Annotated in this window: 29 protein-coding genes; 24 read left to right on the top strand and 5 right to left on the bottom strand. The window is 61.4% G+C overall.

The genetic code is table 11. The annotated features are described in order from the left end of the window. Nucleotides 1–3: 3 nt before the first annotated feature. On the bottom strand, nt 4–726 hold the full coding sequence (locus NKI59_RS18820) for a L,D-transpeptidase (protein ID WP_352705964.1): 723 nt from the start codon (nt 724–726) through the stop codon (nt 4–6). Between the two features lie 288 nt (nt 727–1014). Here NKI59_RS18820 and NKI59_RS18815 point away from each other — a divergent pair, with 288 nt between their 5' ends. The 12 genes from NKI59_RS18815 (at nt 1015) to NKI59_RS18760 (ending at nt 10067) form a co-directional block, all read left to right on the top strand. Continuing rightward, on the top strand, nt 1015–1605 hold the full coding sequence (locus tag NKI59_RS18815) for a type III secretion protein (protein WP_352705962.1): 591 nt from the start codon (nt 1015–1017) through the stop codon (nt 1603–1605). A gap of 17 nt (nt 1606–1622) precedes the next feature. Next, the gene (locus NKI59_RS18810) at nt 1623–2252 is read left to right on the top strand and encodes a hypothetical protein (RefSeq protein WP_352705959.1); all 630 of its coding nucleotides are present in this window, start codon (nt 1623–1625) and stop codon (nt 2250–2252) included. A gap of 22 nt (nt 2253–2274) precedes the next feature. Then, nucleotides 2275–3102: a type III secretion system inner membrane ring lipoprotein SctJ gene (sctJ, locus tag NKI59_RS18805; protein ID WP_352705957.1), complete on the top strand. Its 828-nt coding sequence runs from the start codon at nt 2275–2277 to the stop codon at nt 3100–3102. Beyond that, complete coding sequence (locus NKI59_RS18800; protein WP_352705955.1) at nt 3099–3719, top strand: SctK family type III secretion system sorting platform protein; 621 nt, start codon at nt 3099–3101, stop codon at nt 3717–3719. The genes sctJ and NKI59_RS18800 overlap by 4 nt, the downstream gene beginning before the upstream one ends. 5 nt (nt 3720–3724) lie before the next feature. After that, nucleotides 3725–4339, top strand: coding sequence for a type III secretion system stator protein SctL (sctL, locus tag NKI59_RS18795; protein WP_352618689.1), 615 nt, complete (start codon nt 3725–3727; stop codon nt 4337–4339). Further along, entirely contained in the window at nt 4336–5694 is a 1359-nt protein-coding gene (locus NKI59_RS18790) for a FliI/YscN family ATPase (RefSeq protein WP_352705953.1), read from the top strand. The genes sctL and NKI59_RS18790 overlap by 4 nt, the downstream gene beginning before the upstream one ends. Continuing rightward, complete coding sequence (locus NKI59_RS18785; protein WP_352705951.1) at nt 5681–6163, top strand: hypothetical protein; 483 nt, start codon at nt 5681–5683, stop codon at nt 6161–6163. Before NKI59_RS18790 ends, NKI59_RS18785 begins: the two co-directional genes overlap by 14 nt. Before the next feature lie 20 nt (nt 6164–6183). Further along, nucleotides 6184–7305 (top strand): type III secretion system cytoplasmic ring protein SctQ, encoded by a 1122-nt coding sequence (gene sctQ, locus NKI59_RS18780; protein WP_352705949.1) that lies wholly within the window; start codon nt 6184–6186, stop codon nt 7303–7305. Beyond that, the gene (gene sctR, locus NKI59_RS18775; protein WP_352454246.1) at nt 7298–7951 is read left to right on the top strand and encodes a type III secretion system export apparatus subunit SctR; all 654 of its coding nucleotides are present in this window, start codon (nt 7298–7300) and stop codon (nt 7949–7951) included. Before sctQ ends, sctR begins: the two co-directional genes overlap by 8 nt. 17 nt (nt 7952–7968) lie before the next feature. Further along, a complete protein-coding gene (locus tag NKI59_RS18770; RefSeq protein ID WP_352454247.1) occupies nt 7969–8238 on the top strand; it encodes an EscS/YscS/HrcS family type III secretion system export apparatus protein in 270 nt (89 codons plus the stop codon). Nucleotides 8239–8247: 9 nt separating this feature from the next. After that, on the top strand, nt 8248–9063 hold the full coding sequence (gene sctT / locus NKI59_RS18765) for a type III secretion system export apparatus subunit SctT (protein ID WP_352705947.1): 816 nt from the start codon (nt 8248–8250) through the stop codon (nt 9061–9063). A gap of 203 nt (nt 9064–9266) precedes the next feature. Next, nucleotides 9267–10067 (top strand): D-glutamate cyclase family protein, encoded by an 801-nt coding sequence (locus tag NKI59_RS18760; protein WP_352705945.1) that lies wholly within the window; start codon nt 9267–9269, stop codon nt 10065–10067. 300 nt (nt 10068–10367) lie between these two features. Here NKI59_RS18760 and NKI59_RS18755 read toward each other — a convergent pair whose 3' ends face one another. After that, on the bottom strand, nt 10368–11168 hold the full coding sequence (locus NKI59_RS18755; RefSeq protein ID WP_352591475.1) for an IclR family transcriptional regulator: 801 nt from the start codon (nt 11166–11168) through the stop codon (nt 10368–10370). Between the two features lie 239 nt (nt 11169–11407). On the opposite strand from NKI59_RS18755, the gene NKI59_RS18750 reads away from it, so the two are divergent. Genes NKI59_RS18750 through NKI59_RS18735 form a run of 4 tightly spaced genes read left to right on the top strand, consistent with a single transcriptional unit; the run spans nt 11408 to nt 15917 of the window. Then, nucleotides 11408–12460: an ABC transporter substrate-binding protein gene (locus NKI59_RS18750; protein WP_352470927.1), complete on the top strand. Its 1053-nt coding sequence runs from the start codon at nt 11408–11410 to the stop codon at nt 12458–12460. A gap of 18 nt (nt 12461–12478) precedes the next feature. Continuing rightward, nucleotides 12479–13987, top strand: a complete 1509-nt coding sequence (locus tag NKI59_RS18745) for a sugar ABC transporter ATP-binding protein (protein ID WP_352591478.1) — start codon at nt 12479–12481, stop codon at nt 13985–13987. After that, nucleotides 13984–14949 (top strand): ABC transporter permease, encoded by a 966-nt coding sequence (locus NKI59_RS18740; RefSeq protein ID WP_352705943.1) that lies wholly within the window; start codon nt 13984–13986, stop codon nt 14947–14949. The genes NKI59_RS18745 and NKI59_RS18740 overlap by 4 nt, the downstream gene beginning before the upstream one ends. Continuing rightward, nucleotides 14946–15917 carry an ABC transporter permease gene (locus tag NKI59_RS18735; RefSeq protein WP_352705940.1) on the top strand — a complete coding sequence of 324 codons (972 nt, stop codon included), beginning with the start codon at nt 14946–14948 and terminating at the stop codon, nt 15915–15917. The genes NKI59_RS18740 and NKI59_RS18735 overlap by 4 nt, the downstream gene beginning before the upstream one ends. Here NKI59_RS18735 and NKI59_RS18730 read toward each other — a convergent pair. Then, nucleotides 15891–16832: an amidohydrolase family protein gene (locus tag NKI59_RS18730; RefSeq protein ID WP_352705938.1), complete on the bottom strand. Its 942-nt coding sequence runs from the start codon at nt 16830–16832 to the stop codon at nt 15891–15893. The genes NKI59_RS18735 and NKI59_RS18730 overlap by 27 nt on opposite strands. A 77-nt stretch (nt 16833–16909) precedes the next feature. On the opposite strand from NKI59_RS18730, the gene NKI59_RS18725 reads away from it, so the two are divergent. The 6 genes from NKI59_RS18725 (at nt 16910) to NKI59_RS18700 (ending at nt 22702) form a co-directional block, all read left to right on the top strand. Further along, the gene (locus NKI59_RS18725) at nt 16910–18229 is read left to right on the top strand and encodes an alanine racemase (protein ID WP_352705936.1); all 1320 of its coding nucleotides are present in this window, start codon (nt 16910–16912) and stop codon (nt 18227–18229) included. Nucleotides 18230–18278: 49 nt separating this feature from the next. Further along, complete coding sequence (locus NKI59_RS18720) at nt 18279–18623, top strand: RidA family protein (protein WP_352591491.1); 345 nt, start codon at nt 18279–18281, stop codon at nt 18621–18623. A 9-nt stretch (nt 18624–18632) separates the two neighbouring features. Continuing rightward, on the top strand, nt 18633–19640 hold the full coding sequence (locus tag NKI59_RS18715) for a succinylglutamate desuccinylase/aspartoacylase family protein (protein ID WP_352576835.1): 1008 nt from the start codon (nt 18633–18635) through the stop codon (nt 19638–19640). 55 nt (nt 19641–19695) lie between these two features. Further along, nucleotides 19696–20874: a hypothetical protein gene (locus NKI59_RS18710; RefSeq protein ID WP_352705934.1), complete on the top strand. Its 1179-nt coding sequence runs from the start codon at nt 19696–19698 to the stop codon at nt 20872–20874. Between the two features lie 368 nt (nt 20875–21242). Further along, the gene (locus tag NKI59_RS35110; protein ID WP_502896956.1) at nt 21243–21395 is read left to right on the top strand and encodes a helix-turn-helix domain-containing protein; all 153 of its coding nucleotides are present in this window, start codon (nt 21243–21245) and stop codon (nt 21393–21395) included. After that, on the top strand, nt 21395–22702 hold the full coding sequence (locus tag NKI59_RS18700; RefSeq protein WP_352705931.1) for a type II toxin-antitoxin system HipA family toxin: 1308 nt from the start codon (nt 21395–21397) through the stop codon (nt 22700–22702). The genes NKI59_RS35110 and NKI59_RS18700 overlap by 1 nt, the downstream gene beginning before the upstream one ends. Before the next feature lie 288 nt (nt 22703–22990). Here the strand turns inward: NKI59_RS18700 and NKI59_RS18695 are convergent, their stop codons facing one another. Then, complete coding sequence (locus tag NKI59_RS18695; RefSeq protein WP_352705929.1) at nt 22991–23434, bottom strand: MarR family winged helix-turn-helix transcriptional regulator; 444 nt, start codon at nt 23432–23434, stop codon at nt 22991–22993. 97 nt (nt 23435–23531) lie between these two features. Here NKI59_RS18695 and NKI59_RS18690 point away from each other — a divergent pair, with 97 nt between their 5' ends. After that, nucleotides 23532–25133, top strand: a complete 1602-nt coding sequence (locus NKI59_RS18690) for an FAD-dependent monooxygenase (RefSeq protein ID WP_352705927.1) — start codon at nt 23532–23534, stop codon at nt 25131–25133. A gap of 232 nt (nt 25134–25365) precedes the next feature. On the opposite strand, the gene NKI59_RS18685 is transcribed toward NKI59_RS18690, so the two are convergent. Next, nucleotides 25366–25839: a phosphatidylglycerophosphatase A family protein gene (locus NKI59_RS18685; protein WP_352705925.1), complete on the bottom strand. Its 474-nt coding sequence runs from the start codon at nt 25837–25839 to the stop codon at nt 25366–25368. A gap of 273 nt (nt 25840–26112) precedes the next feature. Between NKI59_RS18685 and NKI59_RS18680 the strand changes: the two genes are divergently transcribed. Continuing rightward, nucleotides 26113–26739 (top strand): CDP-alcohol phosphatidyltransferase family protein, encoded by a 627-nt coding sequence (locus NKI59_RS18680; RefSeq protein WP_352591510.1) that lies wholly within the window; start codon nt 26113–26115, stop codon nt 26737–26739. Nucleotides 26740–26790: the final 51 nt, after the last annotated feature.

Here is a 26790-nt window from a genome sequence, read left to right as displayed (position 1 = left end):
AATTCAATGCCGGACAATAATCTGAGCGCCGACCTTTACGCGGTCATACAGGTCAATGACGTCTTGATTGGTCATGCGAATGCAACCAGAGGAGTTGGCTTGTCCGACGGTCCACGGCTGATTGGTGCCGTGGACGCGATAAAGCGTGTTTCCGATATACAGTGCCCGTGCGCCCAAAGGGTTGTTCGGGCCTCCGGCCACGTGCGCAGGCAAGATACGGCCTTTTGATGCTTCTCTGGATCGCATTTCGGCCGGTGGCCGCCAATCTGGCCAGTCCTTCTTTTTCGAAATCGTGTCGCGACCGGACCACTCCAGCCCCTCCTTGCCGACCCCCACCGCGTATCGTAGCGCTTTGCCGCCCCCCAGCATGTAATAGAGACGCCGCTCCGTGGTGTTGATCACAATCGACCCCTTCGGCTGAGCCTCGCTGAATGTCACGACCTGCCTGGGAATCTCTGACTCCTCGGGCGTGAATTCTCCGCCCGCCGTCAGGCCGGAAGCGCTAGGCGAGACCAGTACATTTCTTCCCCGATCGTATGTCCAACTTCTAGGGTCATAACCGCTGTTCGATTGGGCCTGCGCCGACGCGATTGCGGCAATCGAGGCCACCGCGACCAGAACCGATGCACTCAATGCGTCGATGAGACGCGTTGCCGCAAACCTCTTGCCTCGAGCAACGCCTGCGGGCACGTCCAACTTCGCGAGCAGGCTGTTGGTTTCCGTCACCGAGACCACTCCTTTCCACATTGAACCAATGACCCCGAACCCGGTGGCAATCGATTCCTACCCGCACTGTATCGTCTTGCGGTTCATTCGCAACATTTGGCACAGCTCGTTGATATGAAATCCAATTGGACTTCCCCTTTTCGAGTGTCCACGATAGAATGACATCAGCGGACAAGCTATGAAGCAAGCGAGGCGGGGCATTACTCGTGGGTCGCTTTCGATAGGACCAATGTGACGGGACCCAGTATCAACCATGCTGATCGGTTATCTGGAGGCAGAGCTGCCCTTGTGGCCTGCCGGCTTGCCGTCGTCCTGGCGCTCGGCTTTGGCTCCCAGCCTGCGTTTGCTGCCGAACCGCGCTGGCCCCCTGGCCCTTACAAATACATCACGATCGATCAGTCGGTGACAGACGCGCTGGTTGAGCTCGGCCGCAACATGCGGGTGCCGATGCGTGTCAGCAAGCTGGTAAAGGGGCGCCTGAGCGCCGGCATGCCGGTCGGAACAGCCCGCGAGTTCCTCGAAGAGATATGCAATCGATACGGATTGATCTGGCATTTCGACGGCATCGTCATGAACGTCGCGACCGAAGCCGAAGTCCAGACGGAAATGATTCCGCTTGATGCCAACATGGCTGCTGGCGCGGAAGACAGGCTTTCACGGCTGGGCGTCAGTGACCCGCGGTTTCCAATAAAGGTCTCCAAGCAAGACGATGTCATCTCGGTATCGGGTCCGCCATCCTACATCGAGCTCGTCAGGAGAACCCTCGGGGTGCCTGCCACGCCGAGCGCCAAGCAGGAGACCGGCAAAGCTGTGTCGGTTCGCGTTTTCCGCGGAAAGCAGGCGGAGGCGCAGATTGTCCCCTCCGTCAAACCGAACTAGGACAGGAGGGCAGATTCTTGCAAATCGCACCGATTGGAGCCCTCGAGGCTACGCTTGCAAACTTAACCACCAGCATAAGTTCGCAGCAGCAAATCACCGTCGGCGCGGCAGCCCAGCCCGGCAACCGAATGGTGGGCGCCAAGCAAGAAAAGCACGATGCCGCGAAGGTCAATACACCTGAGCGCAGTGATGTCGCCACGCGGGCAGGTCAGCAGGTGGCGCAGACGCCCGGCGCCAATCCGGCAATAGGCGGCCAGGCTTTCAAGCCGGAGAAGACCGAGCCAATCCTCGAGCACAAACTCTTCGACTACATGGCCGAGACGGAGAAGGCTGCAGGTGGGGTGTTCACGGATCCATCGGCCCTTTTCGGTTCTGCCGTCAAGTCGCTGGAAGGAACCATGCAGCAGGTACAGAAGGCTCTTGGCCAGGCTAACGCCCCCGAAAGTGCTGAAACGGCCGCCGCGCAGGATCGCGCCGACAAGATGGCTCTGTCCGGCAAGGAAGGCGAAGACTCCCGAGCCAAGAATGCAGAGCAACTCCTGGAACGATCGATTTCGGTGATGTGGGCGGCCGCCAATCTCGAGGTGGTTACGAGCAGCGTGACGGCTGTCACGTCGTCCACCAGCACGCTGATCAAGCAACAGTAAGCGCCGCGGAGTGTTCGCGCCCATGCCAACCTCGCTGCGGCGTTTAACGCGATTGGATCGATGCGGCGCCAGGTTTCGCGTTGCGCTCGTTGTCATGGGTATGCTTGTGCTCCAGGCGTGTTCGGTGGAGTTGTATTCCAACCTCAACCAGCGGCAGGCCAACGAGATCGTGGCCACGCTCATGCGTCACGGGATTCCAGCCCAACGCGAGGCAGGCAAGGACGGCAAGATGACGGTTTCGGTACAGAAGGGCCGCTTCGCCGAAGCTATGGCAATTCTCGACGAGAGCGGCTTGCCCAAACAGGAATTCCAGACGCTCGGCGAGGTGTTCAAGAGGGATGGGCTTGTATCCTCGCCGGTGGAAGAGCGGGCAACGATGATCTACGGCTTGAGCCAGGAGCTGTCGCAGACGATCTCGGACATCGACGGCGTGCTTTCGGCTCGCGTTCATCTCGTCCTGCCCGAAAACGATCCACTGAGGCAGCAACTGCTACCGTCGTCCGCCTCCGTGTTCATCCGGCATCGCGCATCCGTTCCGATGAATGAGCTCATCCCGCAGGTCAAGATGCTGGTGGCCAAGGGCATCGCCGGACTGACCTATGACAATGTTTCGGTCACCCTCATTCCGGTTGCAGCGACGGCTCCCAACCAGGAAACCGGCGAGGCCGGTCTCACCACCTTCCTCGGCCTGTGGCTGCATCCAGACAGCGTCGCCGCCGCGATGTCACTGTTTTATGGCATGGCGGCGGCCATATTCGTGCTGGCTGGTCGGTTGGCCTACATGCAGTGGTATCGACGGCCCGGCGTCTACGCGCTCGATGCTCCCGCAATGCCGGTGAAGAAAACATGACCCAGCCCGGCTCGGAGCAAACTGCCAGCCCGGAATGGCAGGCATTCATCTCCAAACCCGCGTCCTATGTGGATGCGGCTTGGCTCGCGGAGTGCTTTGACGGCGCGGTCGGCGAGGCTGCCTGCGAGCGCATGCTGCGCTCGCAACGCTTGCAGGAGCGACTGTCGAAGCTTCTGCTCGATCGGCATAGGCTCTCTCCAGTGGTCGAAGAGCCGGCCGATGAGGTGGATCGAGCGATCGCCTTGTCGTCTGGCGAAGAGCTGGAGGAACTTGCACTTCGCTCGGGCGCGATCTACTGGGCTGGGAGTCTGGCCGCTGTCATTGTGGGGCGCGAAGCGGCCGCATTGCAGGCGGCGCTTGGGGCTGATCTGTGCGCTTTCGCCCTCGCCAACCGCGATCTGGCCGGCCCGATTGAGCGATTGGGGCCGCTGGAAGACATTTCCGGTCGCGTCTACGGCGACGGCCTGAGTTGCCTTGGCGCCTGGTGTCAGATCATGCCGGGCGATACGAGCATGCGGGTGCGTCTCAAGCTGGTGCCGCAAGAGCTCATCCACCAGCCGTCAGCCGAACAATTTGCCGAGGTCGGCCCCGCAATTGTTCGACGAGCGATGAGCTAGACGAGATGATCGAATCGGGCAAAGCGTCGGAAGCTCTGAGGCGTCCCTACGCTCGGATCCTGCGGGCCGCCGAGGTGCGCGCTCTCCAGGATGGGCATGCGTTTCTCGATGAAGCAAGGCGTGATGCGCAGCAGTTGCGCGACGCCGCTCGGCGAGCCTATGCGGCCGAATATGCGCAGGGCTATGACGACGGCAAAACGCAAGGCGATGCCGAGGCCACGCGGCTAGTCAGCGAGACGGCGGTCAAGGTGGATCGCTATTTTGGTGGGCTGGAATCCGAAGTCATTGGCCTTGCCGTCGATATCGTCAGGCGAATTCTGGGAGAATTCGACGTCGGCGCGCTTGTCGCCAAAGCCGCAAGACAGGCGGTGACTGAAATCCGCCGCGCCAAGTACCTGAAACTCCGAGTTCATTCCGCGTCCATCGAAAGGGTTCGTGATGAGCTGGACGCAGTCTTGCGCGAGAGTGATCTGGCGATGACGGTTGAGATCGACGCGGATGACGCGCTGGCTCCGGACGCCTGCATCGTTTCGACCGACTTTGCCGTCGTCGACGCGAGCATCGACGCGCAGCTCAAAGCCATAGCTGCCGCGATTGCGCCGAAGACGGAGGTCCGATGACCGCGCCCGCCGCTGATATCGAAAGCCGTCTGGCCTCCATCATTCCGAATTTGCGTTCGGGCCTGCGCGACGATACCGGCCGGCCCAGGAAGGGGCGTGTACGGCGTGTCGCCGGCACCGTCATTCATGCGACTGTGGAGGAGGCCCGTATCGGCGAGATATGCGAACTCGTCGACCCTAGGACCGGAAGGGTGACCAAGGCGGAAGTCGTCGGCCTCATGGACGAAATGGCGATCCTTGTTCCGCTGGGCGATTTGGCCGGTCTTTCAAACCTGACTGAGGTCGTGGCGACCGGAAAAGACCAGCAGGTGCCCGTCGGCCCCAGCCTTCTTGGTCGCGTGATCAGCGCGCTTGGCGAGCCATTGGACGGCAAGCCGCTTTCGCCGGACGGCATCGCCGGCAGCTATCCGGTCAATGCCTATCCGCCATCTCCGCTGGAGCGCGGCTTGATTTCCCAGCCGATCCAACTCGGAATACGCGCGCTCGATGCGCTGCTCACCTGCGCGCGCGGCCAGCGCGTCGGAATCTTTGGCGAACCGGGCGTGGGAAAGTCGATCCTGCTTTCCGATATCGTCAGCGGCACCGATGCCGATGTCGCGGTGGTCGCCCTTGTTGGAGAGCGCGGACGTGAGGTACGCGAATTCCTCGAACAACAGCTCGGGCCCGAGGGCAGGGCGAGGGCCATTGTCGTTGTTGCGACCTCCGACCGTCCCGCCATTGAGCGTGTCAAGGCTGCCTATGTGGCGACCAGCATTGCCGAATATTTTCGCGACCAGGGCAAACATGTGTTGCTTGCAATGGACAACCTAACCCGGTTTGCCCGTGCGCACCGAGAGATTGGCCTGGCCGCGGGCGAGCCGCCGACGCGTCGCGGCTTTCCGTCTTCGCTGTTTGCGGTCTTGCCCCGTCTGCTCGAGCGGTCAGGCACGGGTCGCGTCGGATCCATCACCAGCCTCTACAGCGTTCTTCTTGAAGGCGACGGTACGCTGGACCCTGTCGCCGAGGAAGTTCAGGCCCTCCTTGATGGCCACGTCTTCTTGTCGAGCGAGCTTGCGCAGCGCAACCATTTCCCGGCCATTGATGTCCTGCGCAGCCGAAGCCGCCTCATGGATGCGGTTGTGGCGCCGGAACATCGGTCCGACGCCGGCCACCTGCGTGAACTGCTTGCCCGCTACGCTGACATCGAGCTTCTCCTGCGCGTCGGTGAATACGAAAAAGGCAGCGATCCCGTGGCGGACGAGGCAGTGGCGAAGATCGATGTCATCAACGCCTTTCTGCGTCAGGCGTCCGCCACTCATGAGTGCCTGGAGAGGACACGCCAACTCATGCGGGAGATCGTCGGTGAAAGATCGTGAGATGATCACTCGATTACGCGAGCTCAGACGCCGCCGTGAGGACCGTGCAAGGGAAGAGGTGATCAAACGGCACGCCGCTTTGGACCGGGCCGCGAGGGAGGGTCGGCAGGCGGCCAGTGCGGTCACGGAGCACCTGCAGCGCACGGTCGATGCCGAATATGCAGCGTTCGGCTCGCTTATTGGGCATCCGATAAAAGCTGCCAGCCTTCACCAGCTACAGGGCCGGTTTGAAATCGCCGCCAGAAAAACCGAGCAATTGCGTGAAAACGAGAAGATGGCCGGCGTCGCCGAGCAGCAACGGCAAGCGGAACTGTCGGCAGCTCGCAATGATCATCGTGAGGCCATGAAAGCTCTGACGAAGCTGGACGGGGTATTGGAGCATCTGATCAACCGCACCGCACGACGTTGCCTGGCGCTTGCCGAGCTTTCCGAGGAAGAAGAGCGCGGTCCAACGCGCCTGCCCACATAGCCCATTTTGTGATCGTGAATATGGATGTGATGCCCCAAGCCTTTGCGTCGGGAAAAACGAGAGCGCAGGTAAAGCCGGCAAAACGCAAAGCCTCACGGTCGAGCGTTGGCGAGCGGCTGGTGCTGAACTCTGTTGCGTCTGTCGACGTTGAGGCATTGAACGCCTTCTACCGCCGGCGCGCGCACGCGGAAATCACGATCGCGGGCAGGGCGGTGCCGATTGCCGCCGTCTGGCCGGCGCCGAACCCTGCGGGCCAGCGGTGGTACACCATTGCGTTCTCCGTCGGAGACACGATGGGCAAATTGCGCCTGCCGCTTTCCGTGGTCGAAAGAGGCTTCGCCAGGGCAGACGAACTGGTCGACATGAAGCGGCTGGCCCCCGCCCACGCCGCACTGCTGCTGGAATCCGCGTTTGAAGAGGATCTCGAATGGATTGAGGCCAAGCTGGGCGACACTATCGCGCTCACCTCGGTCACACAAACAGAAGCAGTTTCGGTTTCGGGCGAGACCCCGTTGGCTTTTGTCCTGACCGACAGCCAGGAGACGATTGACTGCGTCTTGAACACGAGTGACGCCAGCCTGGCGGTTCGGATCGGCCGTCTTTTTGACGAGATCGCTAAGGCCAGACCGCCGATCCCGGCCGAATTTCCTTTGCCGATCTGCCTTCGGCGTGGCGCACTCAAAGTAACCCTTGGCGAGCTGAAAAGCCTCCAGGCTGGCGACGTGGTGCTTTTCAGGAATGAGGCGGAAGAACGCAACGCGGCACTCATCATTGCCGAGCACCTTTATGCATCGGTGGCCCTGACTGCCGCCGGGCCGCAATTGCTTGCCGCGCCGACCCCCGTCGCCGGATCCAATTGGGAGTGGACCATGAATCAGAACTCGCCGCCGTCAGTTGGCCAGACCTTGGAAGAGTCAACTCTGGACGAGTTGCCGGTTGTACTCGCTTTCGAAATCGGCCGCACGGCAATGCCTCTCGGAGAGGTGAGGCAGCTTGCGCCCGGCGCCATCGTTCCGCTCGCCGATGTAACGGAGGCGATTGTCGACATCATCGCCAGCGGTAAACGTGTTGGCAGTGGCGAGATCGTGCGGATTGGGGAAAGCCTGGGCGTGCGGATCCTTCGTATGTTCGATAATGCTTGAGAATTCGCCCAATCTCCTTGGTATTCTGATCGCCGTCGGCTTCGTCGGGTTGCTGCCTCTGGCGGTGGTCACGATGACGGGGTTCTTGAAGATTTCGGTCGTGCTGTTTCTCATCCGCAATGCACTCGGCGTCCAGCAGATGCCACCCAATCTGGTGCTGTACGGCATAGCGCTTGTGCTCACCGTCTATGTCACGACACCGTTGCTGAGCGAGATGTCTGGCCGACTTCAAGAAGGGCAAGTTCAGTTCCAGACGACCGATGACCTCGCCAGGGCAGCGCAACTGGTCAGGGAACCACTGCAGCGACACCTTATGAAATTCACTCAGCCGCAGGAGCGGCAGTTTTTTCTCGATGGAACGAGCCGCCTTTGGCCGGAACAGGCGCGGCAGAACCTGAAGGACGACGATCTCTCGATCCTTGTTCCGGCCTTTGTTGCGTCCGAGCTTACCCGAGCCTTCGAGATCGGTTTCCTGCTTTACCTTCCTTTCCTCATCATCGACATCGTTGTCGCCAATATCCTGATGACGCTCGGCATGATCATGGTCTCGCCGGTCCTTATTTCGATTCCCCTGAAACTGTTCCTTTTCGTCGCCATAGATGGCTGGTCGCGCCTGATGCATGGCCTGATCCTGAGTTACGGCTGACGACATGGCGGGTGCGCATGAACAATGACTTCATCCTGGCGAAGGTCCAAAGCGCGCTTTTGACGGTGCTGTTCGCGTCCAGCCCAGCGATCATTGCGGCACTGGCGGTCGGCATCCTCGTCGGCCTTGCCCAGGCGCTGACACAGATTCAGGACCAGTCGCTGCCGCAGACGATCAAGCTTGTCGTGATCCTGCTGGTCATCATCGTCTTAGGTCCTGTGCTTGGCCAGCAGATCGCGCAGCAGGCATCGACGGCTCTGGACGAATTCCCCGTCGTCACACGTTGAGGCACGCAGGTGCCGGTCGAACCACTCTTCGCGTCTGTCAAAGACCTTCAGGTCTATCTCTTGGCAGGCGCTTTCGCGCTCGCACGCGTGGGTGGTTTCATGCTTCTGATGCCGCTGTTTTCGCGTGTGCCGCTATCAGGGCTTCTGCGCAATGGCGTGGCATTGGCGCTGGCAGTTCCAATCTTTCCAATGGTCGTGAGCAAGCTGACGAACAGCGACATCACGACCACGATGATCGCAGCCTACATTCTCAAGGAGGTTGTGGTCGGTGTAACGCTCGGGCTGTGTATGGGGATACCGTTCTGGGCAGCAGAGGCTGCCGGTGACATCCTCGACCTGCAGCGGGGCTCTACGATGGGGACGCTGATCGACCCTATGATGACGCACGAGACGAGTGCTACCGGCACCTTGCTCGCGGTCATCATGGTCACAATCTACCTGGCTGCCGGCGGCCTGCAGCTTTCCCTGACCAGTCTCTACGAGAGCTACGGCCTGTGGCCGATCGACAGTCTTCTGCCTGTATTCAGCAAGGATGCTGCGGGAATATTTCTGCGTCTGCTGAATCGCATCATCGCGATGGCGCTGACCCTCGTTTTCCCGCTCATCATCAGCATGCTCCTGTCCGACATTGTGCTGGCTTTCCTGGCGCGGGCCTCTCCGCACCTGAATGTTTTTGCACTGTCGCTGATCGTGAAGACGCTGGTGTTCAGTCTCGTCTTTGTACTCTATGCGGCTTTCCTGCTCTTCTACATGAACCGCGATCTTGGTTTCCTGCATGAGGCAAGCCGACAGATAGAAGCGATCGGCTGCCGCGAGTGTCAATGAGAATAAATATGAGCAAAAGCTAATAAAAAGCGCCATCCTTCGCCGGCCAATAAATACGATTTATCAATGAGGAAAGATTCTGATGATTTGACAAGCGGCAGACCTGCCGATGATCTTACGCGCTCTCGACGTGTCGTTGAAACGCGCATCCGTTGGAAGCCATGGCTCGCCCGATCACTTTACCGATCTACGAGGATTTGCGAATGGTCGATGCAGGCAGATTGCGCAGACTCGTCAGGATGGGTGCCTATGAAGGGCATACAGGAGGGCTTGCGCGCGGCAAGCTCCAGGCCAACGTCGTGATTGTGCCGCGCAGCTTTGCCGCCGATTTCTATCAGTTTTGTGTCCGCAATCCGAAACCCTGCCCTTTGGTCGGTGTGAGCCGTGCGGGCAGCCCATTTCTGCCTGCGCTGGGCGATATCGATATCCGGACCGATGCACCACAGTACAGCATCTATCACTTCGGCGAGATGATCCGCCAGACCACAGACATCATCGACCTGTGGCGAGATGACTTTGCGGCCTTCGCGCTCGGCAGTTCGCTCACCGTCGAGGCCGCACTTGTCGAACGAGGCGTGAAACTCCGGCGTATCGGCCGTGGAAAAACCGCCCCCAAGTTCCGCACCAAGATCGAGACGTCCCAAGTCGGACCGTTCGGTGGCGAAATGGTCGTCTCCATGCGTCCGATACGGCATAGCGAAGTCGACAAGGTTCGCGTGCTCACCGCGCGCTTTCCGCATGCGCACGGGTCTCCCATCCATGTCGGAGAGCCCACGACGGTCGGCATCCGAAATTTGATGGCTCCCGACTGGGGTGATGCTGTCGAAGTCTTGGACGGGGAGATCCCTGTATTCTGGGCGAGCAGCCTGACCGCCCAAGACGCTCTTGCTCGTGCCGAACTCGCGATCTCCATCACAGTCTCGCCGGGCCATATGCTGATCACGGACGTGGATGCACGAGCGCTGTCTTGGATTAATTTCGAACTTGGCGCGAGCTTGCAATGATCGTGCTCAAGTCGGAGCTTGCCTGATCCAACGGCTCCGAATCACTTCGACTGCAGGGCGGACGCGAGGATAGCTACCCTTTGCCGCCGGATTCTGGACCTCGCATCCGTCGCGACCTCGCCCGACTGAAGATACTCATTAGGAGGTCAATGTTGTCGGGCGACCCGTACTAAATTAGAAGATCTGGTAGCAGGAGCGCGCTGCCGCCTTTGCCATACTCACCGGAGTACCAGTTCCGGCTTCGCTGCTGCGGCTGAACGAACGGAGCCTAATCCCGGATCTTCGCGTGCCGATTTTTTACTAGCTTCCCGCCAACGACAACCCACGGGCGCGCTCGCATAGCAGGGCAAGCAATTCGCTGCGCCGCGCTTCCGGTGTGTCGACGGGCAACACGAAGCAAAGCGTCTTGTTGATGGCCCCGTTGCCGTCGCGGATGGGCGCGGCCATGCACCACGTGAAGCGGTCGGCCAGAGCAGCCGTCTCGCTGAAACCTTGCTGGCGCGCCAGAGCGACATCGCCGAAGAACTCGGCTGGCGCAATGACGCGGCCGTCGGGAAGCGTGTAGTCGCCAGGCGGAATGAAGTCCCGTATTTCCTGTTCGCTCATATGGCCGAGCAGCAGCCTTCCGGACGCCGTCCACGGTATCGGCACCTCGACTCCGACATCGCTTGAAATCCGGAACGGGCCAGGCGAGTCCCGGCAATCAAGGACGACATATTTGGTCCCGCGCAGGCCGCACAGTTGGACGGTCTCGCCCGTCTCCGCGCCTAGTCTGTCCAGGGTTTCGATGATGCGCCGGTAATGGGCATTATGATGTGAGTAGGCCCAGCCGAACAGATGCATCGCCTTTCCGAAATAGACATAGCCTTCCGTTCCGACGTTCTCGAGCATTTCGGCTTCCAGCAGGCTGTTGACGATTTCATAAGTGGTTGAACGCGGCGCGCCGATCATCTTGGCGATGTCGCCGACGCGCATCGGCGCGCGGTGCCGCAGAAGGGCCTCGAGTAGCATGATGACGCGGTCGATCCCGCGACGCCGTTCGCCATTGCGCGGCTCGGCGCCGGCTTCCGTTTCAATTAGACCAGTGACGCCATCGCTCATGTAGGCCGCACCCGCGCAAAAATCATTCGGCCCTCGTCTCAAGACGCTTGAAAGATGTCAAGGCTCAGTCTAGCATCCCATTTGTCCGATATATAGGCCTATTGTCTGAAATATCGGACAATAACGAGCCAAGCGCAGTAAGTCCTGACGAGAAAAACGGGCGGTTTCCGATGCGGCAACCGGCGGGTTTTCTCGTCCCGACCCCGCACGTCCAAGCATAACTTCAGAAGGGAACAATCATGACGAAATCATCGTTTTTCGCATCCGCCAGTGCCCTTTGCCTCGGCCTTCTCCTCAGCCTCGGCGCCGGTTCGCAAGCCAACGCCGCCGCTAAATGCATCAAGGGCGATCGCAAAGCACCATATACGATCGGCTGGGCCAATATCTATTCAGTGCCGACCTGGATGAAGCAGACACAGGGCACGATAGAAGCCGAAGTCGAGACTTTGAAGAAGCAAGGCTTGGTCGACAAGCTCGTCGTGACCGATGCCCAGGGCGACGCCAACGTCCAGATTCAGCAGATCCAGTCGATGATCGATTCCGATGTCGATGCCATCATCTTGATCGCTGGTTCGTCGACCGCGCCGGCGCGCGTGCTGGCGGACGCCTGCGCCAAGGGCATCGCCATCATCAACTTCGACAGCCTCGTCGATACCGACCAGGTGACCGCCAAGGTCAACACCGATTCCTCACAGTGGGGCGATCAGGCGGCCAAGTTCTTGATCGACGCCATCGGCGGCAAGGGCAAGATCCTCATCCTCAATGGCCCAGCCGGCGTTTCGGTCAGCGACGACCGGCGCAAAGGCGCCGATGCCGAGCTTAAGGCCCATCCCGATGTGAAGGTGCTTGCCGAGACGAACACGCCCTACAATGTCGCGCCCGCCCAGGAGGCCGTCACCAGCCTGCTTTTCGCCAACCCCGAAATCGATGGCATCCTGTCGCTGGGCGGCGCGTTGTCGGCGGGCGCCGTGCTCGCGCTCGACAAGCAGGGCCGCGACCAGGTGCCGATCACCGGCGAGAATGCGCGCCAGTTCCTCGAACTGTGGAAGGAAAAGGGCCTGAAGAGCTGGGCGACGATGCAGCCGAACTGGCTCGGCGCCTTCGCCACCTACACCGCCGTCCAGGCACTGGAAGGCGAGGATGTGCCGGCTTTCGTCAAGATCCCGTTGCCGGTGATCGACAATTCCAACATCGACGAATACCTCGCCCGGGCGAAGGATTTCCCGGCTGACGGGTATATCTATTCGCCGTATGATGAGGATCTATTTAAGAAGCTGCTGGCCCAGAAATAAGCCTGAAGGGTTGTAGCATTGACAACCACGGCTCCGCTTCTCGCCGCGCGGGGGGTGTCGAAGTCCTTCTTCGGCAACCCCGTTCTGCGCAACGTTTCCATCGCTCTCCAGCCGGGCCGCGTGCATGCGCTGCTGGGCGAGAACGGCGCAGGTAAGTCGACACTGATCAACCTTTTGTCCGGCGCCTTGCGCCCGGACGGCGGGGCGATCGAGGTCGATGGGCGCCCGGTCTCGCGCATGACCCCCGCTAATGCGCGACAGGCCGGGATCGCTGTTGTCCAGCAGGAACTGAGCCTGACGGCCAGCTTGTCCATTGCCGAAAACATCGGGCTCGGTGCCTATCCCAAACGGTTCGGCTTGATCGACTACAACGAGCTTGCCGTCCGGGCCAAAGCCGCATGCGATCTTGTCGGGCTTTACGAACCGCTGTCTACGCCGGTGGGGCACCTGTCCCTCGGCCGCCGGCAGATGGTGGAGATCGCCAAGGCGCTTTACCGCCGGCCGCGCGTGCTCATTCTCGACGAACCCACCTCATCGCTATCGGCAACTGAGACAAAAATCCTCACCGACCTGCTGGAGAGGCTTCGGGGCGAGGGCATCGCTATTCTCTACATCTCACACCGACTGAACGAGGTGATGACGCTGTGCCAGCATGTCACCGTGCTCAAGGACGGGACCTGCACGGCGGACTGCTCGCTGGAAGGAACCGATGCCGCCGGGCTGGTACGGCTGATGGTCGGCCGCGACCCCGGCGATCTCTTTCCACGATGGCGGCCTTCGCCATCGCCGGCCGACGCCATCTCGGTTCGTAAATTTTCGGCCGGCCTGATGCGCGACGTCGATCTCGACATCAGGACGGGCGAGGTGCTTGGCATTGGCGGCCTGGTCGGGCAGGGGCAGGAAGATCTGCTGCTTGGCCTCTACGGCGCGATCCCCGCCAGGACGGTATCCGCGACGGTTAACGGTGTTTCGGGTTTGCCCCGCGGCGTGCCGAACGCCAATGCGCTCGGCCTCGCTTATGTCCCGGCTGACCGCAAGCGCGAAGGCTTGCACCTGATCCATCCCATCATCACCAATATGATGCTGCCCGCCTTCGCAAGGCTGCCGGCGCTGAAGCTGCGCAGCCGGCGTGCCGAGCGCGATATGGCAAAGGGTCTCGCCGCCCAGCTTGCCATCAAGGGCGACCTCGACCGCCCGGCGCAGGCACTCTCAGGTGGCAACCAGCAGAAGGTCGCGCTGGCGAAATGGATGCCACACGAGCCGCTTGTGCTTCTCCTCAATGACCCGACGCGCGGCGTCGATGTCGAGACCAAGCGTGAGATCTACATGATGCTTCGCAAACTCGCCGCCGCCGGCAAGGCGATCGTGCTGCTCAGTTCCGACACACCCGAACTGGTGCACCTTTGCGACCGCGTCGGCGTGGTCCGCGAAGGCCGCATCGTGGCCATGCTCGAGCGCGAGGCACTGAGCGAGGAAGCCATCGTTTCCGCCGCAATGGGCGCCGAACAGCAGAAAGTTGCGGCATGAGCGCGGTTGCATCCTCAAGCCAAGCCGGCGCGCTCTACTGGCCGGTTCAGCTGCGCCGCAATGTCGGCGTGCGCAGCCTGTTCGCTGTGGTCCTGGCGTTCGTCATTGCCTACGGTTCCCTGTTTCCCGGCCTCTTGACAGCGTCCGGTTTCGCCAAATTCACCCAGAGCTGGTTTCCGCTGGCGCTGGTCGCCATGGCCCAGGCGATCCTCATGCTCACCGGCGGCATAAGCCTGGCCGTCGGCGCCATGGTCAGCCTGGGCGCGGTGATCGCTGCGACGACGATGACTGGGCCGCTGGGCGTAGCCGGCGGTGCCGCTGCGGTGGCGCTGACCGGTCTCGGCATGGGTGCCGCGATCGGGTTCATCGTCGTGAAACTTCGGTTGCCGGCAATCGTGGTGACGCTCGCTGGCTCCTTCATTATCGGCGGCGCTGCGCTGCTCATCCTGCCGAGGCCGGGCGGCGCCATACCCGAGTGGCTGTCGGACCTGCTTGCCGGCAACACGCCGGCGGCATTCGTGCTGCTGGTACTCATCGTGCTTTTGTGGAAACTCTATCTCGCCACGCCGCTTGGTTTGAGCATCTATGCTGCAGGCGAAAATCCCGTCGGCGCCTACCGCTCCAGCGTGCCGGTCGACGGTGCCCGGATCGCCGCCTACGCGATTAGCGGCCTGCTTTGCACAGGCGCCGGCCTGTTCATCGCCGCGCAAACGGGTTCGGGCGATCCAGTCATCGGCACGGCGTTCACGCTGAATTCCATTGCCGCCGCAGTGCTCGGCGGCATCGGTTTCCTGGGCGGCCAGGGTACCATGCGCGGCGCTCTTGCGGGCAGCCTGCTGCTCAGCCTGATGATCAGTGTCATGTTCTTCCTCGGCTTCACGCCGGTCGCCCAATATGTCGCCCAGGGCCTCATCATCATCGGGGCGGTCGCCATCCCGCAATTCCGCAAGGTGCAGCAATGACAGGACGGAAAGACAGCGTGAGCGGCAGGCGCGCACTGACGATTCTGCGCAGCCGGCCCTTCCTTACGATCGCTATAGTTGCGGCGGTATGGATCGCGGCGAGCTTCGCTTCACGTGGCTTCGGCGCTTATGGGCATTTGCGCTATTTGGTTGAATTGGGCGCGGTGATCGGCCTGGTCGCGGCGGGCCAAACTTTCGTGGTGATTGCCGGCGGCATCGACCTTTCCGTCGCGGCGATCGTCACGGTTAGCGCTGTCAGCCTGCCGCTGCTTTCGTGGCAGGCGGATCCGACAGGGCTCACCGCCGTTCTTGCAGTTCTCACGTTGACGAGCGCAATCGGTCTGGTGAACGGGCTGGGCGTGGCGCTGTTGCGCGTTCATCCAATGATCATGACACTGGCGATGGCGACATTCCTGCAAGGTCTGCTGATCATCATCGCCGGCGGCAGTGCCGTGACCGCCGAGAACCCGCTGGTCCGCTGGCTCGGCAATGCGCGGCCGGTCGGTATTCCGGCAGGCGTGCTTTTGTGGATGGTCATTTCAGTGATCGTTCTGACCACGATGCATGCGACATCCCTTGGCGCCCGGATATTCGCGATAGGCGCCAATCCGCTCGCCGCGGCGCTGTCCGGGGTTCCCGTCGCCTCGACCACGCTGGCGGTCTACGGCATCAGCGGCTTCTGTGCGGGACTTGCCGGTGTGTTGGTCCTCGGCATGAACGGACAAGGCTATGTCGGTATCGGCGATCCTTATCTGCTCGCCTCGATTGCCGCCGTGGTGCTTGGCGGCACCTCGATCCTCGGCGGGCTCGGCACCTATGCCGGCACCATCCCCGGCGCCATCCTGCTGGTTACGATCACGGCGCTGATCACCGTGGTCAACGCATCCCCCGGCTGGCGCAGTATCCTGTTCGGGTCGCTGATCCTGGGGCTGCTGCTTCTCTCAGGCAGAGAGCAGGCCCGCCGATGACATATCGTCCAGTCGATAAATGCGCCGTGCATTGCCGTAGAACAGTGCCGTCTGCTCGTCCGCGGAAAGCTCTCCTGCAATGGCCTTGAAGCTGTCATACACCGCATCGAACGATGCATGCAGGCCGGCGACCGGAAAGTCGCTGCCGAACATCGCGCGCCGCGTACCGAAACAGTCGATGCAATGCATGACAACCGACCTTAGGCTGTCGAGCGTCCAATCATGATCGTAGGCGACCAGATCCGATATCTTGATAGCGACGTTCTCGCGCTCCGACAAAAGCCGCAGCCCTTCGCGCCACACCCGCATCCCGTCCGCATCGCGATCGACCGGGCTGCCGCAATGGTTGAGAACAAAGAGCTGGTCCGGAAAGGCCGCTGCGAGGCGCGCCGCGCCGGTGAGCTGGCGCGGAAACACCATCAGGTCGAAAACCAGCCGGCGGCGCCCAAGCAGGGACAGGCCGGCACGCCAGGCCGGATCGTCCATGATGCCGTCGCGGGCGGCAAAACGACGGGCGGGATTCGGATCCCAGCTCAATATGTCGCGTACGCCGACGACACGGTCGAATGCCGCCTGCGCCTGGACCAGCGCCGGCGCTTGGCGGTTCGCCAGAGGTACGTGAACGACGTAACGGGCGGCCACGCCGCGCGACTTGTCGAGGGTTTCAAGCCACCGCGTTTCACCGACGCAGTCATCCCCGGCCCAACCGGCTTCAACATGGACGGTGGCGACGACACTGTGCTGGCCGGCGTCGCGCAAATAATCTTCAGGAAGGTAGTTTCGCCGCAAGGGGCCAAGCTCGCCCAGACCGCCGCGTTCGCCAGCCGTGGGCGTGAGCCAGGGATGGCGGCCGAGGCCGAGATCCCAAAGGTGATGGTGGGCATCGATGATCGGTCCGCAGTAACGCTTTGGCACGTATCTCTCTCATGGTGTGGCCGGCATCGGAAATCGATCCGGACTTCATCCTGCGAAAGCGAAAGGACTAGCATCGGATGACCGAAAACTCACCCGTACTGTCGCTCGCGACCCGTGAAAATTTCCTGCTCGACGATCGTATCCGCGGCGTGCCGCCTGGCACCCTCGGGCTGGACAGCAGCTTTGTCGCATCTGAGCGCTGGCATCCAGCGCATGGACGTATGTCGTTGCCGGTGTTGACCCTCGACGAGGAGGCCTTCATCGCCAATCGTGACCTGTTCCTGGGGTATGCGCGAGAACAGGGCGCCGTGATCGCCCCGCATGCCAAGACCCCGATGGCGCCTGACCTTGCCCGGTCGCTGATCGAGGCCGGAGCATGGGGCACGACCGTCGCCGACATAAGGCAGGCCACAGTGATGCTCAGAGCCGGGCTCTCTCGGCTGATCATCGCCAATGAGGTCGGCGGACCAGGTGGTGCGAACCGACTTGCTGTCCTTGTCGGCGCCTGGCCAAGCGCCGAGTTCTACGTTTTTGCCGACTCTTTCGACGCAGTGAATGCGCTTGCTGAAGCTTGGCGCGCCAATGCGACGCTGCCGCCATTGCGCGTGCTCGTCGAACTTGGTGTGGGGAGGGCAGGCGCCCGGACCACCGGCGAAGCCGAGGCGATCGCCGACGCGATTGTAGCAGCCGGAGGGCGGCTGCTGATCGCCGGCGTCGCAGCCTACGAAGGTGCCGCGGCGCAAGCCGATCCTGGCCGCACCGATGAGGCGATATCCGCCCTGTTGGCAATAACAGCCGATATGTTCCTGCGGCTCCGCGCCCGCGTCGGCGGCGACACCCCGCTGATCGTCACCGCCGGCGGCTCGGTGTACTTCGACAAGGTGGTCGCAGCGCTTTCGCCCCTCGTCTCCAGGGACGGCAATGCCACGTTGGTGCTGCGCAGCGGCGCCATCTTCTTTCACGACCATGGCGTCTACGACAGGTCGCTCGGCGCACTCGATGCCCGCGACGGTTTTGCGATCGGCGGCGTCAGTGCTTCCGCACGAAATTCCTTCCAACCGGCTTTGCGCCTGTGGGCCGAGGTACTGTCGCGGCCGGAGCCCAGCCTTGCTATCTGCGGTATGGGCATGCGCGACGTGTCGTTCGACCAGGGCTTTCCGAAGGTCGTGACCATCTTTCGTGCCGGCAAGCAGCTGCCGAAAGCGCGTGCCGAGGTGTTCAAGCTCAACGACCAGCACGCCTTCCTTACAATTGCGTCGGGCGACGATATTGCCGTTGGTGACGTCGTTGAATTCGGCATCTCGCACCCCTGCACCTGTCTCGATCGCTATCGCGTGATTTTCGGCGCCGACGCGGACGGGTATGTCCGCCACGCCTTTCCCACCTATTTCGGCTGACCAGATATCGCGGCCACTTCCAAAAAAGAGAACCTCGAAAGGATCTGATATGATCAAGTACTTCCAGTCCGGCTCCCGCATGTCCCAGGCGGTCGTCTATGGCGGCCTCGTGCACATCGCAGGCCAGGTGGCAGACGACCGCAAGGCCGGCATCGAGGGTCAGACGCGCGACGTACTCTCCAAGGTCGAGGCGCTCCTCGTCGAGGCCGGCAGCAGCAAGTCGAGGCTAGTGGCGATCAACATCTTCCTGCCGCAGATCGCCGACTTCGATGCCATGAACAGCATCTACGATGCCTGGGTGGATCCTGCGCGCCTGCCGGCGCGCGCCTGTGTCGAGGCGCGTCTCGCCGATCCCGACCTCCGCATAGAGGTCACTGCGATCGCAGCTGTCTGAGCCGCCGCCATGCACACCGGCCTCAGCCATACGCTCGACTTCGACCGGGACGGCAAGACACTCGGCCATCTCAGCATTCCGTTTTCGATCGACCGTTCGCCCTATTTCCAGGTCAAGGTCCCGATCTGCCTTGTCCGCAACGGCGAGGGCCCGTCGGTGCTTCTGATGGCCGGCAATCACGGCGACGAATACGAAGGCGAGCTGTCGCTCGCAAAGCTGGTGCGCCGGCTCGATCCCAAGCGGATCAAGGGTCGCGTCACCATCCTGCCGATGGCGAACGTGCCGGCGGTGATCGCCGCAAAGCGCTGCTCGCCACTCGACGGCGGCAATCTCAACCGCGCCTTTCCGGGCGACCCGTCAGGCACGCCAACAAGCCGGCTTGCCAATTTCCTGGAGATGGAACTGTTTCCCCGCCACGACGTCATCTTCGACATTCATTCTGGCGGCACCTCGATGGAGCATCTGCCGACCGCGCTTGTCGAGCACAATACCGATCCCGACCGGCACCGGCGCGGTGTAGAGCTAATGCGGACGCTCAGCATGCCATATGGGTTCGTGGCCGACAACGGCCAGGCCTCACCGACCTCCATGGGTGCGGCGCGCCGGGCCGGCGCCATCGGCGTCAGCGGAGAGTTCGGCGGCGGTGGCACTGTCACGGTCGATACGATGGAGATTACAGCCCGCGCACTCGACGCCCTGATGGCCGCCTTGGGAGTGGTTGAGGCGCCGGTTCTTGCACCCGCAACCGGGCCTTCGGCGCCGACGCGGCTTCTTTCGTTGTCTCGGCACAGTCAGGGCCTTTATGCCACAAGCCGTGGTTGGTTCGAGCCGGCAGTCAGGCTGGGCGACAGCGTGACTTCAGGCCAACTGGCGGGCTGGTACCACGACCTCGAACGGCTCGACCTCGCCGAGCAAGCCCTGCACTTTGTCGAAAGCGGCATTGTGCTTTCGCGGCGGCTGCACACGATGTGCGAGGCGGGAGACTGCCTCATGCAGGTCGCCGAGCCGGTCGACTGATAAGAAGCCCTCCCGACCATACGCCAATATCGGGATCAAGACTGAGGATAACCGGATGCAACTGTCCATGTGGACCTATCCTTGGGATGTCCAGGATCTGGGCTTGGAGACGGTCGAGCGCGATCTTGTCAAGCGTGCCGGGCTCAACATGATCAGTCTGGCGACTTCCTATCACGCTGGCCGGTTCCTGCAGCCGCGCAGCCCGCGCCGGAAAGCCTATTTTCCGGAAGACGGAACCATCTATTTTAAGCCAGATGCGGCACACTGGGCCGACCTTGCCATCCAGCCCAAGGTGGCGGACGTGATCATGGAAGGCGGCGATGTGCTTGGCGACCTTGTGCGCCGGCGCGAGGTGGGCGGGCTCGGCGTTTCGTGCTGGACGGTCTGCTTGCACAACACCCGGCTCGGCATGCTTCATCCGCAGGCCGTAACCCGCAACGCCTTCGGCGATGCCAACTACTACAATCTCTGCCCATCACATCCGGAAGCACGCGCTTATGTCCGCGCGCTGATCGCCGATATCTCGCACAGCTACAGGCCGGACCGGATCGAGCTTGAAAGCCCGTCCTTCATGGGCTTCGCCCACGAATACCATCATGAGAAAGATGGTGTCGGGCTGACGCCGGAAGACGATTTTCTGTTGTCGATCTGTTTCTGTCCGTCTTGCCTTGCGCGCGCGGCCGAGGCCGGCGTTGACGGCGAAGTAGCGCGCAAGCTCGTCGGGCAATGGATCGTCGAGACCTGCGAGCGCGCCGTGCCCGAACGGCGCTTTCCAGACTTTCCGAGGAGCGGCCCCGACACTTTTTTGCCATGGCCGGAACTCCATGGCTACCTGCTGTGGCGGTTCGAACCGGTGACCAGCCTGGTCGCCGAACTGCGCGATGTGGCCAATCCGGCGACCCGCGTTGTCATCATCGATTTGAAAGACGGTTGGCTTGGCGGCTGCGATCTCGCGGCGCTCGGCAAGGTCTGTGACGGGGCGATCCTGTGTGCCTACGACATGCAGCCCGGCGATGTCGCCAGCCTGATGGCGGCCGGACGCGCAGCCCTTGGCGTGGAAAACTTCCTCGGCGCCGGCTACCGGCTGTTCTATCCGGAAATGGCAAGCCCCGACATCCTCACCGCCAAGGTGAAAGCTGCGACGGCGCCGGATGTCGACGGCATCAATTTTTACAATTATGGCCTTGTCCCTGCCGCACGACTCGATTGGGTGAGTGCCGCAACATCCGTTTGAAAAACCGATCCGTTGCCGCAGTCTGCTAGGACTGACCTCACTTTGCCTTGGAGCTTTATGAGCATGCCGACTATTCGCTTCGGTCACATTGGCCGGCGGCGGCCGGACAAGCTGAAAGCATGGCCATGACGGTCCATGCGGATCGAAGATCATACGCCCGACCATATTTGCTGCATATACGCTTCCGAGTATACAGAGTTTGATACGGAAAAGCGTATATTGAAATTTATCTGCGCGAGCGTATAATACCATGGCCAGAGAGGTACGCTGTGGACCAAATCGCCCGAACACCCAAGCAGATTGGAGATGCCGTCCGCCGGCAGCGTCGCAAGCTCCGCCTGAACCAGACCAATGTCGGGGACCAAACGATGCTGCGTCAGGCGACCATCTCGGCCGTCGAGAGTGGCGCGCCTGGGACCCAGCTCGGAACGCTTTGCGACATTCTCGCAGCGCTCGACCTCGAATTCGTCGTCCGCCCTCGGACCAAGGCAAAGCCGGCCGAGATCGAGGACATCTTCTGATGGCTCGTCCGCGGCGGCACATCCCGCTGAATGTCTTCTTGAACAGCCGTCTCGTCGGGCGGCTGAATAGACAATCCAGCGGCGCGATCGATTTTCAGTACGATCCGTCCTGGCTTGCTTGGGAGCACGCGCTGCCCGTCTCGCTATCACTGCCTCTGCGTGAAGATCGTTATATCGGTTCGCCCGTCATTGCTGTCTTTGACAATCTCCTGCCCGACAACGTCCCCATTCGCCGCCGTATGGCGGAGCGTGTTCATGCTCAAGGAATAGACGCCTACGACCTGCTTGCCGCTGTCGGACGCGATTGTGTCGGCGCATTGCAATTCCTGCCGGATGGTGCCGAGCCAGGCCCCGCTGGTATTGTCAACGGCAAACCCGTTGACGATACCGAGATTGCTCATCTTCTCCGCAATCTGGCATCGGCTCCCCTTGGGCTTGGCGAGGACGAGGACTTCCGGATCTCGATCGCTGGCGCTCAGGAAAAGACTGCGCTCTTGTTCTGGCAAGGACGTTGGTACAAGCCGCTGGCGACGACTGCCACGACGCACATCCTCAAACCACAGATTGGACGGTTGCCAAATGGCATCGACCTTTCCTTCAGTGTCGAGAACGAATTTTTCTGCCTCAAGCTGACAACCGCCCTAGGGCTCCCGAGCGCCGTCGTCGCAATCGAGGAGTTCGAAGGCAATCACGTGCTCGCGGTCGAGCGGTTCGATCGCCGATGGACCAGTGACAATCGTCTCCTGCGTTTGCCCCAGGAAGACTGCTGCCAGGCCCTTTCTGTGCCGCCGTCACTGAAATACGAATCCGACGGCGGGCCTGGCGTTCCGGCTATCCTCAATTTGATGAAGGGAAGCGACCAACCGGAGGTAGATCAAGCTGCGGTTTTAAAAGCCCTGGTTGCCTTTTGGCTTCTCGGCGCCACAGATGGGCACGCCAAGAATTTTAGCGTCTTTCTTTCTCCCGGCGGCCGGTTCCGCATAACGCCGCTCTATGATGTGATTTCAGCGCAGCCCAGCCTTGATGCGGGACAGATCAAGCACAACAAAATGAAACTGGCGATGGCCATTGGTGACACACGCCACTACCTCGTCGACAGCGTCATGCCACGCCATTTTATCCAGACCGCCGCCAAAGCAGGGATCGGTCCGAAACCCGTCAAGGCGATCTTTGATGAGCTGCGCCAACAGGCGCTAGCGGCGGTCGAACTGGTTTCTGCATCGCTCCCAAAGGATTTTCCTGCGGAAGTCGCTGATGCCATCGGCAATGGGGTCAGGGCTCGTGTACGCAGACTGGAAGAGGCGTGATGCTGAAAGTCGAGACGCAACCAGACTGACGTCGCCATTGCGACAACGTTCAAATGGTCTTCTTCAGCAGCAGCAGCATCCCGGCGGCCACGGCCGCCGCTGCGTCGTCCAGCATGATGCCGAACCCATCCCTTACCTTCTCATGCGCGATAGTATGGGCCAAGGTTTGACCACGTCAAAAAAACCGGAAAGCAAGGAACCTGCCGATTACCAGAGCGGCTCGAGCGGCAGCATGGAAAGTGTGACGCGGCGCTACCCGATCCTAGCCAGTGCCTTTCCGGGATAGGATCAACTCACGGATTTGCCAGCCTGTAACTTTCTGACCAGGCCGACCAGCTGATCCAGATCCGCGCGTGTAAGCGCAAGCATCTCGGCAGGGGGCTTGTGATATTCCCTTGTCAATTCCTCAATGGTTGCAGCACCCTTGGCCGTAAGCTTGACAAGTTTGACACGGCGATCGCTTGGCGACGGAACACGTGCGGCGAGCCCCGCCTGCTCAAGCCGGTCGACCAGCCAGGTCGCCGTCGATGGATCGCACTGCCATTGAGCAGCCAATGCGCCGATCGGCTTGCCCGCGTCTTTGTCGAGGGTGAAGAGGGCGCGGGAGTCGTTGGGCGTCAGGCCCAATTTCCGCTGGATCTCCAACCGGTCCGGCGCGGACCGGATCAGGAAATCAAACATCAGGCGCCATGCCTCGGTGGCGTGCTGCAAGCGATCTTGGCTCGGTCTCATTCCACGCTCCTTCGAGTCTTGACACATACTTGGACCAATCATATGATTTGATCAATCAAAATGTTTTTGTGGTCAAAGCAATGAGAGGAGATCCGAGATGACCAATACCACGGTTCTCGTCGTCGGAGGCGGCCTGAACGGTCTGACGGCGGCCGCCCTATTGGCTCACAACGACATTACGTGTGTCCTCGTCGAGCGTCATCCCGACACGTCAATCCAGTACAAGTTTGCCGGCATCTCCCCGCGCAGCATGGAGATTTTCCGAAGCCTCGGCCTCGAGGAGGAGATTCGTACAAATCGGACGGGGGACCAGCGGGCAGGCGCTATTGCGCGCGCCAGGAATCTCGCCGATCCGGAGATTCAATGGGGCGGACCGGCGTGGCCGGATGCAAGTGCCCTCAGCCCCACGCAACCGGCGACGTGTAATCAGCACGTCCTGGAACCGATTCTGCGCCGCTACGCCGAGCGGAACGGTGCAGACGTGCGTTTTAGCACGGAGTTGGTGACTTTCGATGAGGACGAGACCGTCGTCCGCGCGGAAATTCGCGATATCGCGACTTACGCAAAGGAGGTCATCTCGGCCGACTATCTGATCGTCGCGGACGGTGCGAACGGTTCCCTGCGAGAGAGGCTGGAGATCAGCCGCAGCGGGGCAGGCGGCCTTCAGAACTGGATGAATGTAGTCTTTGACATGGACATGCCTCCGACGATAGGCGGCAAGCGCTTCACGTCGTGCTTCGTGACGGACCTCAACGGGACCTTCACGCCCAGGGAGGGTGGACGATGGCTTCTGGCGCTCCAGTACTTTCCCGAAAAGGGCGAGAAACCACAGGATTTTGATGAAGCCAAGTGCAGGGAACTGATCATACGAGGTGCGGGCCGGTCGGACATCACGACGAGGCTTGTCGATGCGCGCTCCTGGGAAGTGGCCGCCCTCACAGCGCGCCAATTCCGCCGAGGCCGCGCGTTTCTTGTGGGGGATGCCGCACATGTGATGCCCCCAACAGGCGCTTTCGGTGGCAATTCAGGTATCCACGACGCCCATAACCTTGCCTGGAAGCTTGCGATGGTAGCACGCGGGCATGCCGATCCCTCGTTGCTGGATAGCTATGACATGGAGCGCCGGCCGGTCATCGAGGCTACGTTGGCGCAAGCGCTCGCCCGCCTACAGAAATGGTTCGACGATCCGTCGAAGCGGTTGCCTCCTCCTGTTGCGATCGTCGAGGATTACGACGTGGTATTTGGCCAACGCTACACTGCAGGCATCGTGGCTCGGGAATCCACACCGGACGATCACCCGTTCCAAAAATCCGCCGAGCTGTCGGGTCGCCCTGGCACGCGTTTACCGCATTTCGCGGTCGGGCGCGCCGGCCAGCGGATTTCGAGTCTCGATTTGTGCGATCGCGATCTTCTTCTCCTCTGCGCCGACGAAGCATGGTGTCAGGCCGCTGACGCCGTAAGCCAACGCCTCCGTATGCCGCTGACCTGCCACGCCTTGGGTGCCAATGGGGATCTGATTGACTTGGACCATCGGTGGCCTTCCGCGCTCGGGGTTGAAAGCGGCGGTGCCGCCTTGGTCAGGCCGGACGGCTTTGTCGCGTGGCGGTCAATGCACGGTGTGCCTGATCGCGTACAGGTGCTGATCGAAACACTTGACGGGTTTGGTTTCCGTACGCAGGCACACGAACACCATCGGTGAGCGGCGGCGAGTGCGGATGCCTCCTGCGTTCTGGCACGCCGATGTCGTCGCCGGGAATGCGGGCGATGCCAGGGCGCAGACGGCCAGCGCACGAAGCCCGGCCGCTACGACTCCCTTGCCGATCCCATCGCCTGGAATGGCCGCGATCCTGTGGCTTCGCATCGGTCCGGTCTTCCCTTGTGGCGCTAAACTCCGATGGACCACCGTGGCCTTGGCAGACCGAATGTCGCCGTTACCGCAAATGGTTAATCAAACCGTTCAGCAGGAGCAGCAACGCCCCAGCGGCGACAGCCGCGGCCGCGTCGTCCAGCATAATGCCGGCCCCACCCCTTACCTTGTCATGCATGATACGGATGGGCCAAGGCTTGAGGACGTCGAAAAACCGGAAAGCAAGGAAGCCTGCTGCCCACCAGAGTGGGTCGATCGGAAGCATGGAAAGTGTCGCGGCGGCGCCGAAGGTCTCATCGATGACGACGATCTGCGGATCCTCCGTCCCGGTACGGGAGATAACATGCGATGACGCCCATACGCCAACGGCGAACAGGGCCGCATAGGCAAGCACGGTCAGCCAAGGCGATGCAGGTATCAGAGCTGCGGCAACCGCCACTCCAACCATTGCGCCGACCGTGCCCGGCCATATTGGAGATAATCCCGCGCCAAGAGAGGTCGCGAGCAGGTAGGCAAACTTGGGTGAAAATTTATTCATCGAGTTTCGGCCGGCTTCCGACGGATGGCAAGCAATCATAGTCACATCGTTCGGGTGCGGCCGCCAGACCGCCGGCCGATTTGCTCCGTCAGCTTGGCGAGCGCCTTATTCCGCCGGCCGCATTCGTCGAAAGAAATCGCTGTTGCGGCGAGTTGAGAATGTTGCTGAGCCCGGTCTCGGCCCGCTTTGACCAATTGGAACGTTAGCGACGGTGGAACAAACCCGCAAATTGCTGGTAAAGCTCGGTGAAACGACATCATCAGAGGAGCCGCCATGATCGCCGGTCTCATGAAAAGTCGCATCGACCCGCTATGGGAGCAGGCCGCCTCTCCGCTGATCGGGATCGGCATGACGCCGAACCAGGTTACGGCTAGCGGGCTCGTGCTCGTCGCTTTGTCCTCGGCCGCCTATGTCTATCACCATTCAAGTCTTGCCTTTGGCCTTTGCCTGGCGTTTGCCTTCACCTTCGATGCGCTGGACGGTGCGGTAGCCCGCCGGACAAATATGAGCACCAAGGCCGGTGGCTATTTCGATGCCGTCGTCGACCGTTATCAGGAATTGGCCGTCTTTGCGGCAATCGGCTGGGTCGCCGATCTGTGGGCGATCGCAATGTTCGCGTTCGCCGGCGGGATCCTGACCAGTTACGCCAAGGCGCGGACGGCGCTGGAAATCCCTGTGGAAAACCACGGTTGGCCGGATTTCTTCGAGCGGATGGAACGACTGGTTTTCATTTGCGTGCTGCTCGCCACGGACGGAGTCGCGACCGCCATGGGCGCGGCTTCGCCCTGGATTCTGGCGGGTGGGTTCGCGCTGTACGCAGTGCTGGCCAACGCCACAGCGCTGCAACGGATCAGTCGCGCATTTGCGATGCTGAAACGAGCCGACGGGAAGCAGCCGTGAGACCGCTAGAACGCGAGCATCGTATCGACCGCCGTGGGTTTTTCCAACAAA

The sequence above is a fragment of the Mesorhizobium sp. M0598 genome (genome assembly GCF_040320865.1).
Classification (GTDB): domain Bacteria; phylum Pseudomonadota; class Alphaproteobacteria; order Rhizobiales; family Rhizobiaceae; genus Mesorhizobium.
The sequence above is the reverse complement of the archived record's forward strand: the minus strand, read 5'-3'. Positions and strand labels throughout refer to the sequence as shown.

Bases quoted from the DNA above. Each gene is read 5' to 3' on its own strand.
- sctJ (WP_352705957.1), top strand. From the start codon at position 2,275: ATGCCAACCTCGCTGCGGCGTTTAACGCGATTGGATCGATGCGGCGCC.
- NKI59_RS18800 (WP_352705955.1), top strand. From the start codon at position 3,099: ATGACCCAGCCCGGCTCGGAGCAAACTGCCAGCCCGGAATGGCAGGCA.
- sctL (WP_352618689.1), top strand. From the start codon at position 3,725: ATGATCGAATCGGGCAAAGCGTCGGAAGCTCTGAGGCGTCCCTACGCT.
- NKI59_RS18790 (WP_352705953.1), top strand. From the start codon at position 4,336: ATGACCGCGCCCGCCGCTGATATCGAAAGCCGTCTGGCCTCCATCATT.
- sctQ (WP_352705949.1), top strand. From the start codon at position 6,184: ATGGATGTGATGCCCCAAGCCTTTGCGTCGGGAAAAACGAGAGCGCAG.
- sctR (WP_352454246.1), top strand. From the start codon at position 7,298: ATGCTTGAGAATTCGCCCAATCTCCTTGGTATTCTGATCGCCGTCGGC.
- NKI59_RS18770 (WP_352454247.1), top strand. From the start codon at position 7,969: ATGAACAATGACTTCATCCTGGCGAAGGTCCAAAGCGCGCTTTTGACG.
- NKI59_RS18760 (WP_352705945.1), top strand. From the start codon at position 9,267: ATGGTCGATGCAGGCAGATTGCGCAGACTCGTCAGGATGGGTGCCTAT.
- NKI59_RS18755 (WP_352591475.1), bottom strand. From the start codon at position 11,168: ATGAGCGATGGCGTCACTGGTCTAATTGAAACGGAAGCCGGCGCCGAG.
- NKI59_RS18750 (WP_352470927.1), top strand. From the start codon at position 11,408: ATGACGAAATCATCGTTTTTCGCATCCGCCAGTGCCCTTTGCCTCGGC.
- NKI59_RS18740 (WP_352705943.1), top strand. From the start codon at position 13,984: ATGAGCGCGGTTGCATCCTCAAGCCAAGCCGGCGCGCTCTACTGGCCG.
- NKI59_RS18735 (WP_352705940.1), top strand. From the start codon at position 14,946: ATGACAGGACGGAAAGACAGCGTGAGCGGCAGGCGCGCACTGACGATT.
- NKI59_RS18725 (WP_352705936.1), top strand. From the start codon at position 16,910: ATGACCGAAAACTCACCCGTACTGTCGCTCGCGACCCGTGAAAATTTC.
- NKI59_RS18720 (WP_352591491.1), top strand. From the start codon at position 18,279: ATGATCAAGTACTTCCAGTCCGGCTCCCGCATGTCCCAGGCGGTCGTC.
- NKI59_RS18715 (WP_352576835.1), top strand. From the start codon at position 18,633: ATGCACACCGGCCTCAGCCATACGCTCGACTTCGACCGGGACGGCAAG.
- NKI59_RS18710 (WP_352705934.1), top strand. From the start codon at position 19,696: ATGCAACTGTCCATGTGGACCTATCCTTGGGATGTCCAGGATCTGGGC.
- NKI59_RS35110 (WP_502896956.1), top strand. From the start codon at position 21,243: ATGCTGCGTCAGGCGACCATCTCGGCCGTCGAGAGTGGCGCGCCTGGG.
- NKI59_RS18700 (WP_352705931.1), top strand. From the start codon at position 21,395: ATGGCTCGTCCGCGGCGGCACATCCCGCTGAATGTCTTCTTGAACAGC.
- NKI59_RS18695 (WP_352705929.1), bottom strand. From the start codon at position 23,434: ATGAGACCGAGCCAAGATCGCTTGCAGCACGCCACCGAGGCATGGCGC.
- NKI59_RS18690 (WP_352705927.1), top strand. From the start codon at position 23,532: ATGACCAATACCACGGTTCTCGTCGTCGGAGGCGGCCTGAACGGTCTG.
- NKI59_RS18685 (WP_352705925.1), bottom strand. From the start codon at position 25,839: ATGAATAAATTTTCACCCAAGTTTGCCTACCTGCTCGCGACCTCTCTT.
- NKI59_RS18680 (WP_352591510.1), top strand. From the start codon at position 26,113: ATGATCGCCGGTCTCATGAAAAGTCGCATCGACCCGCTATGGGAGCAG.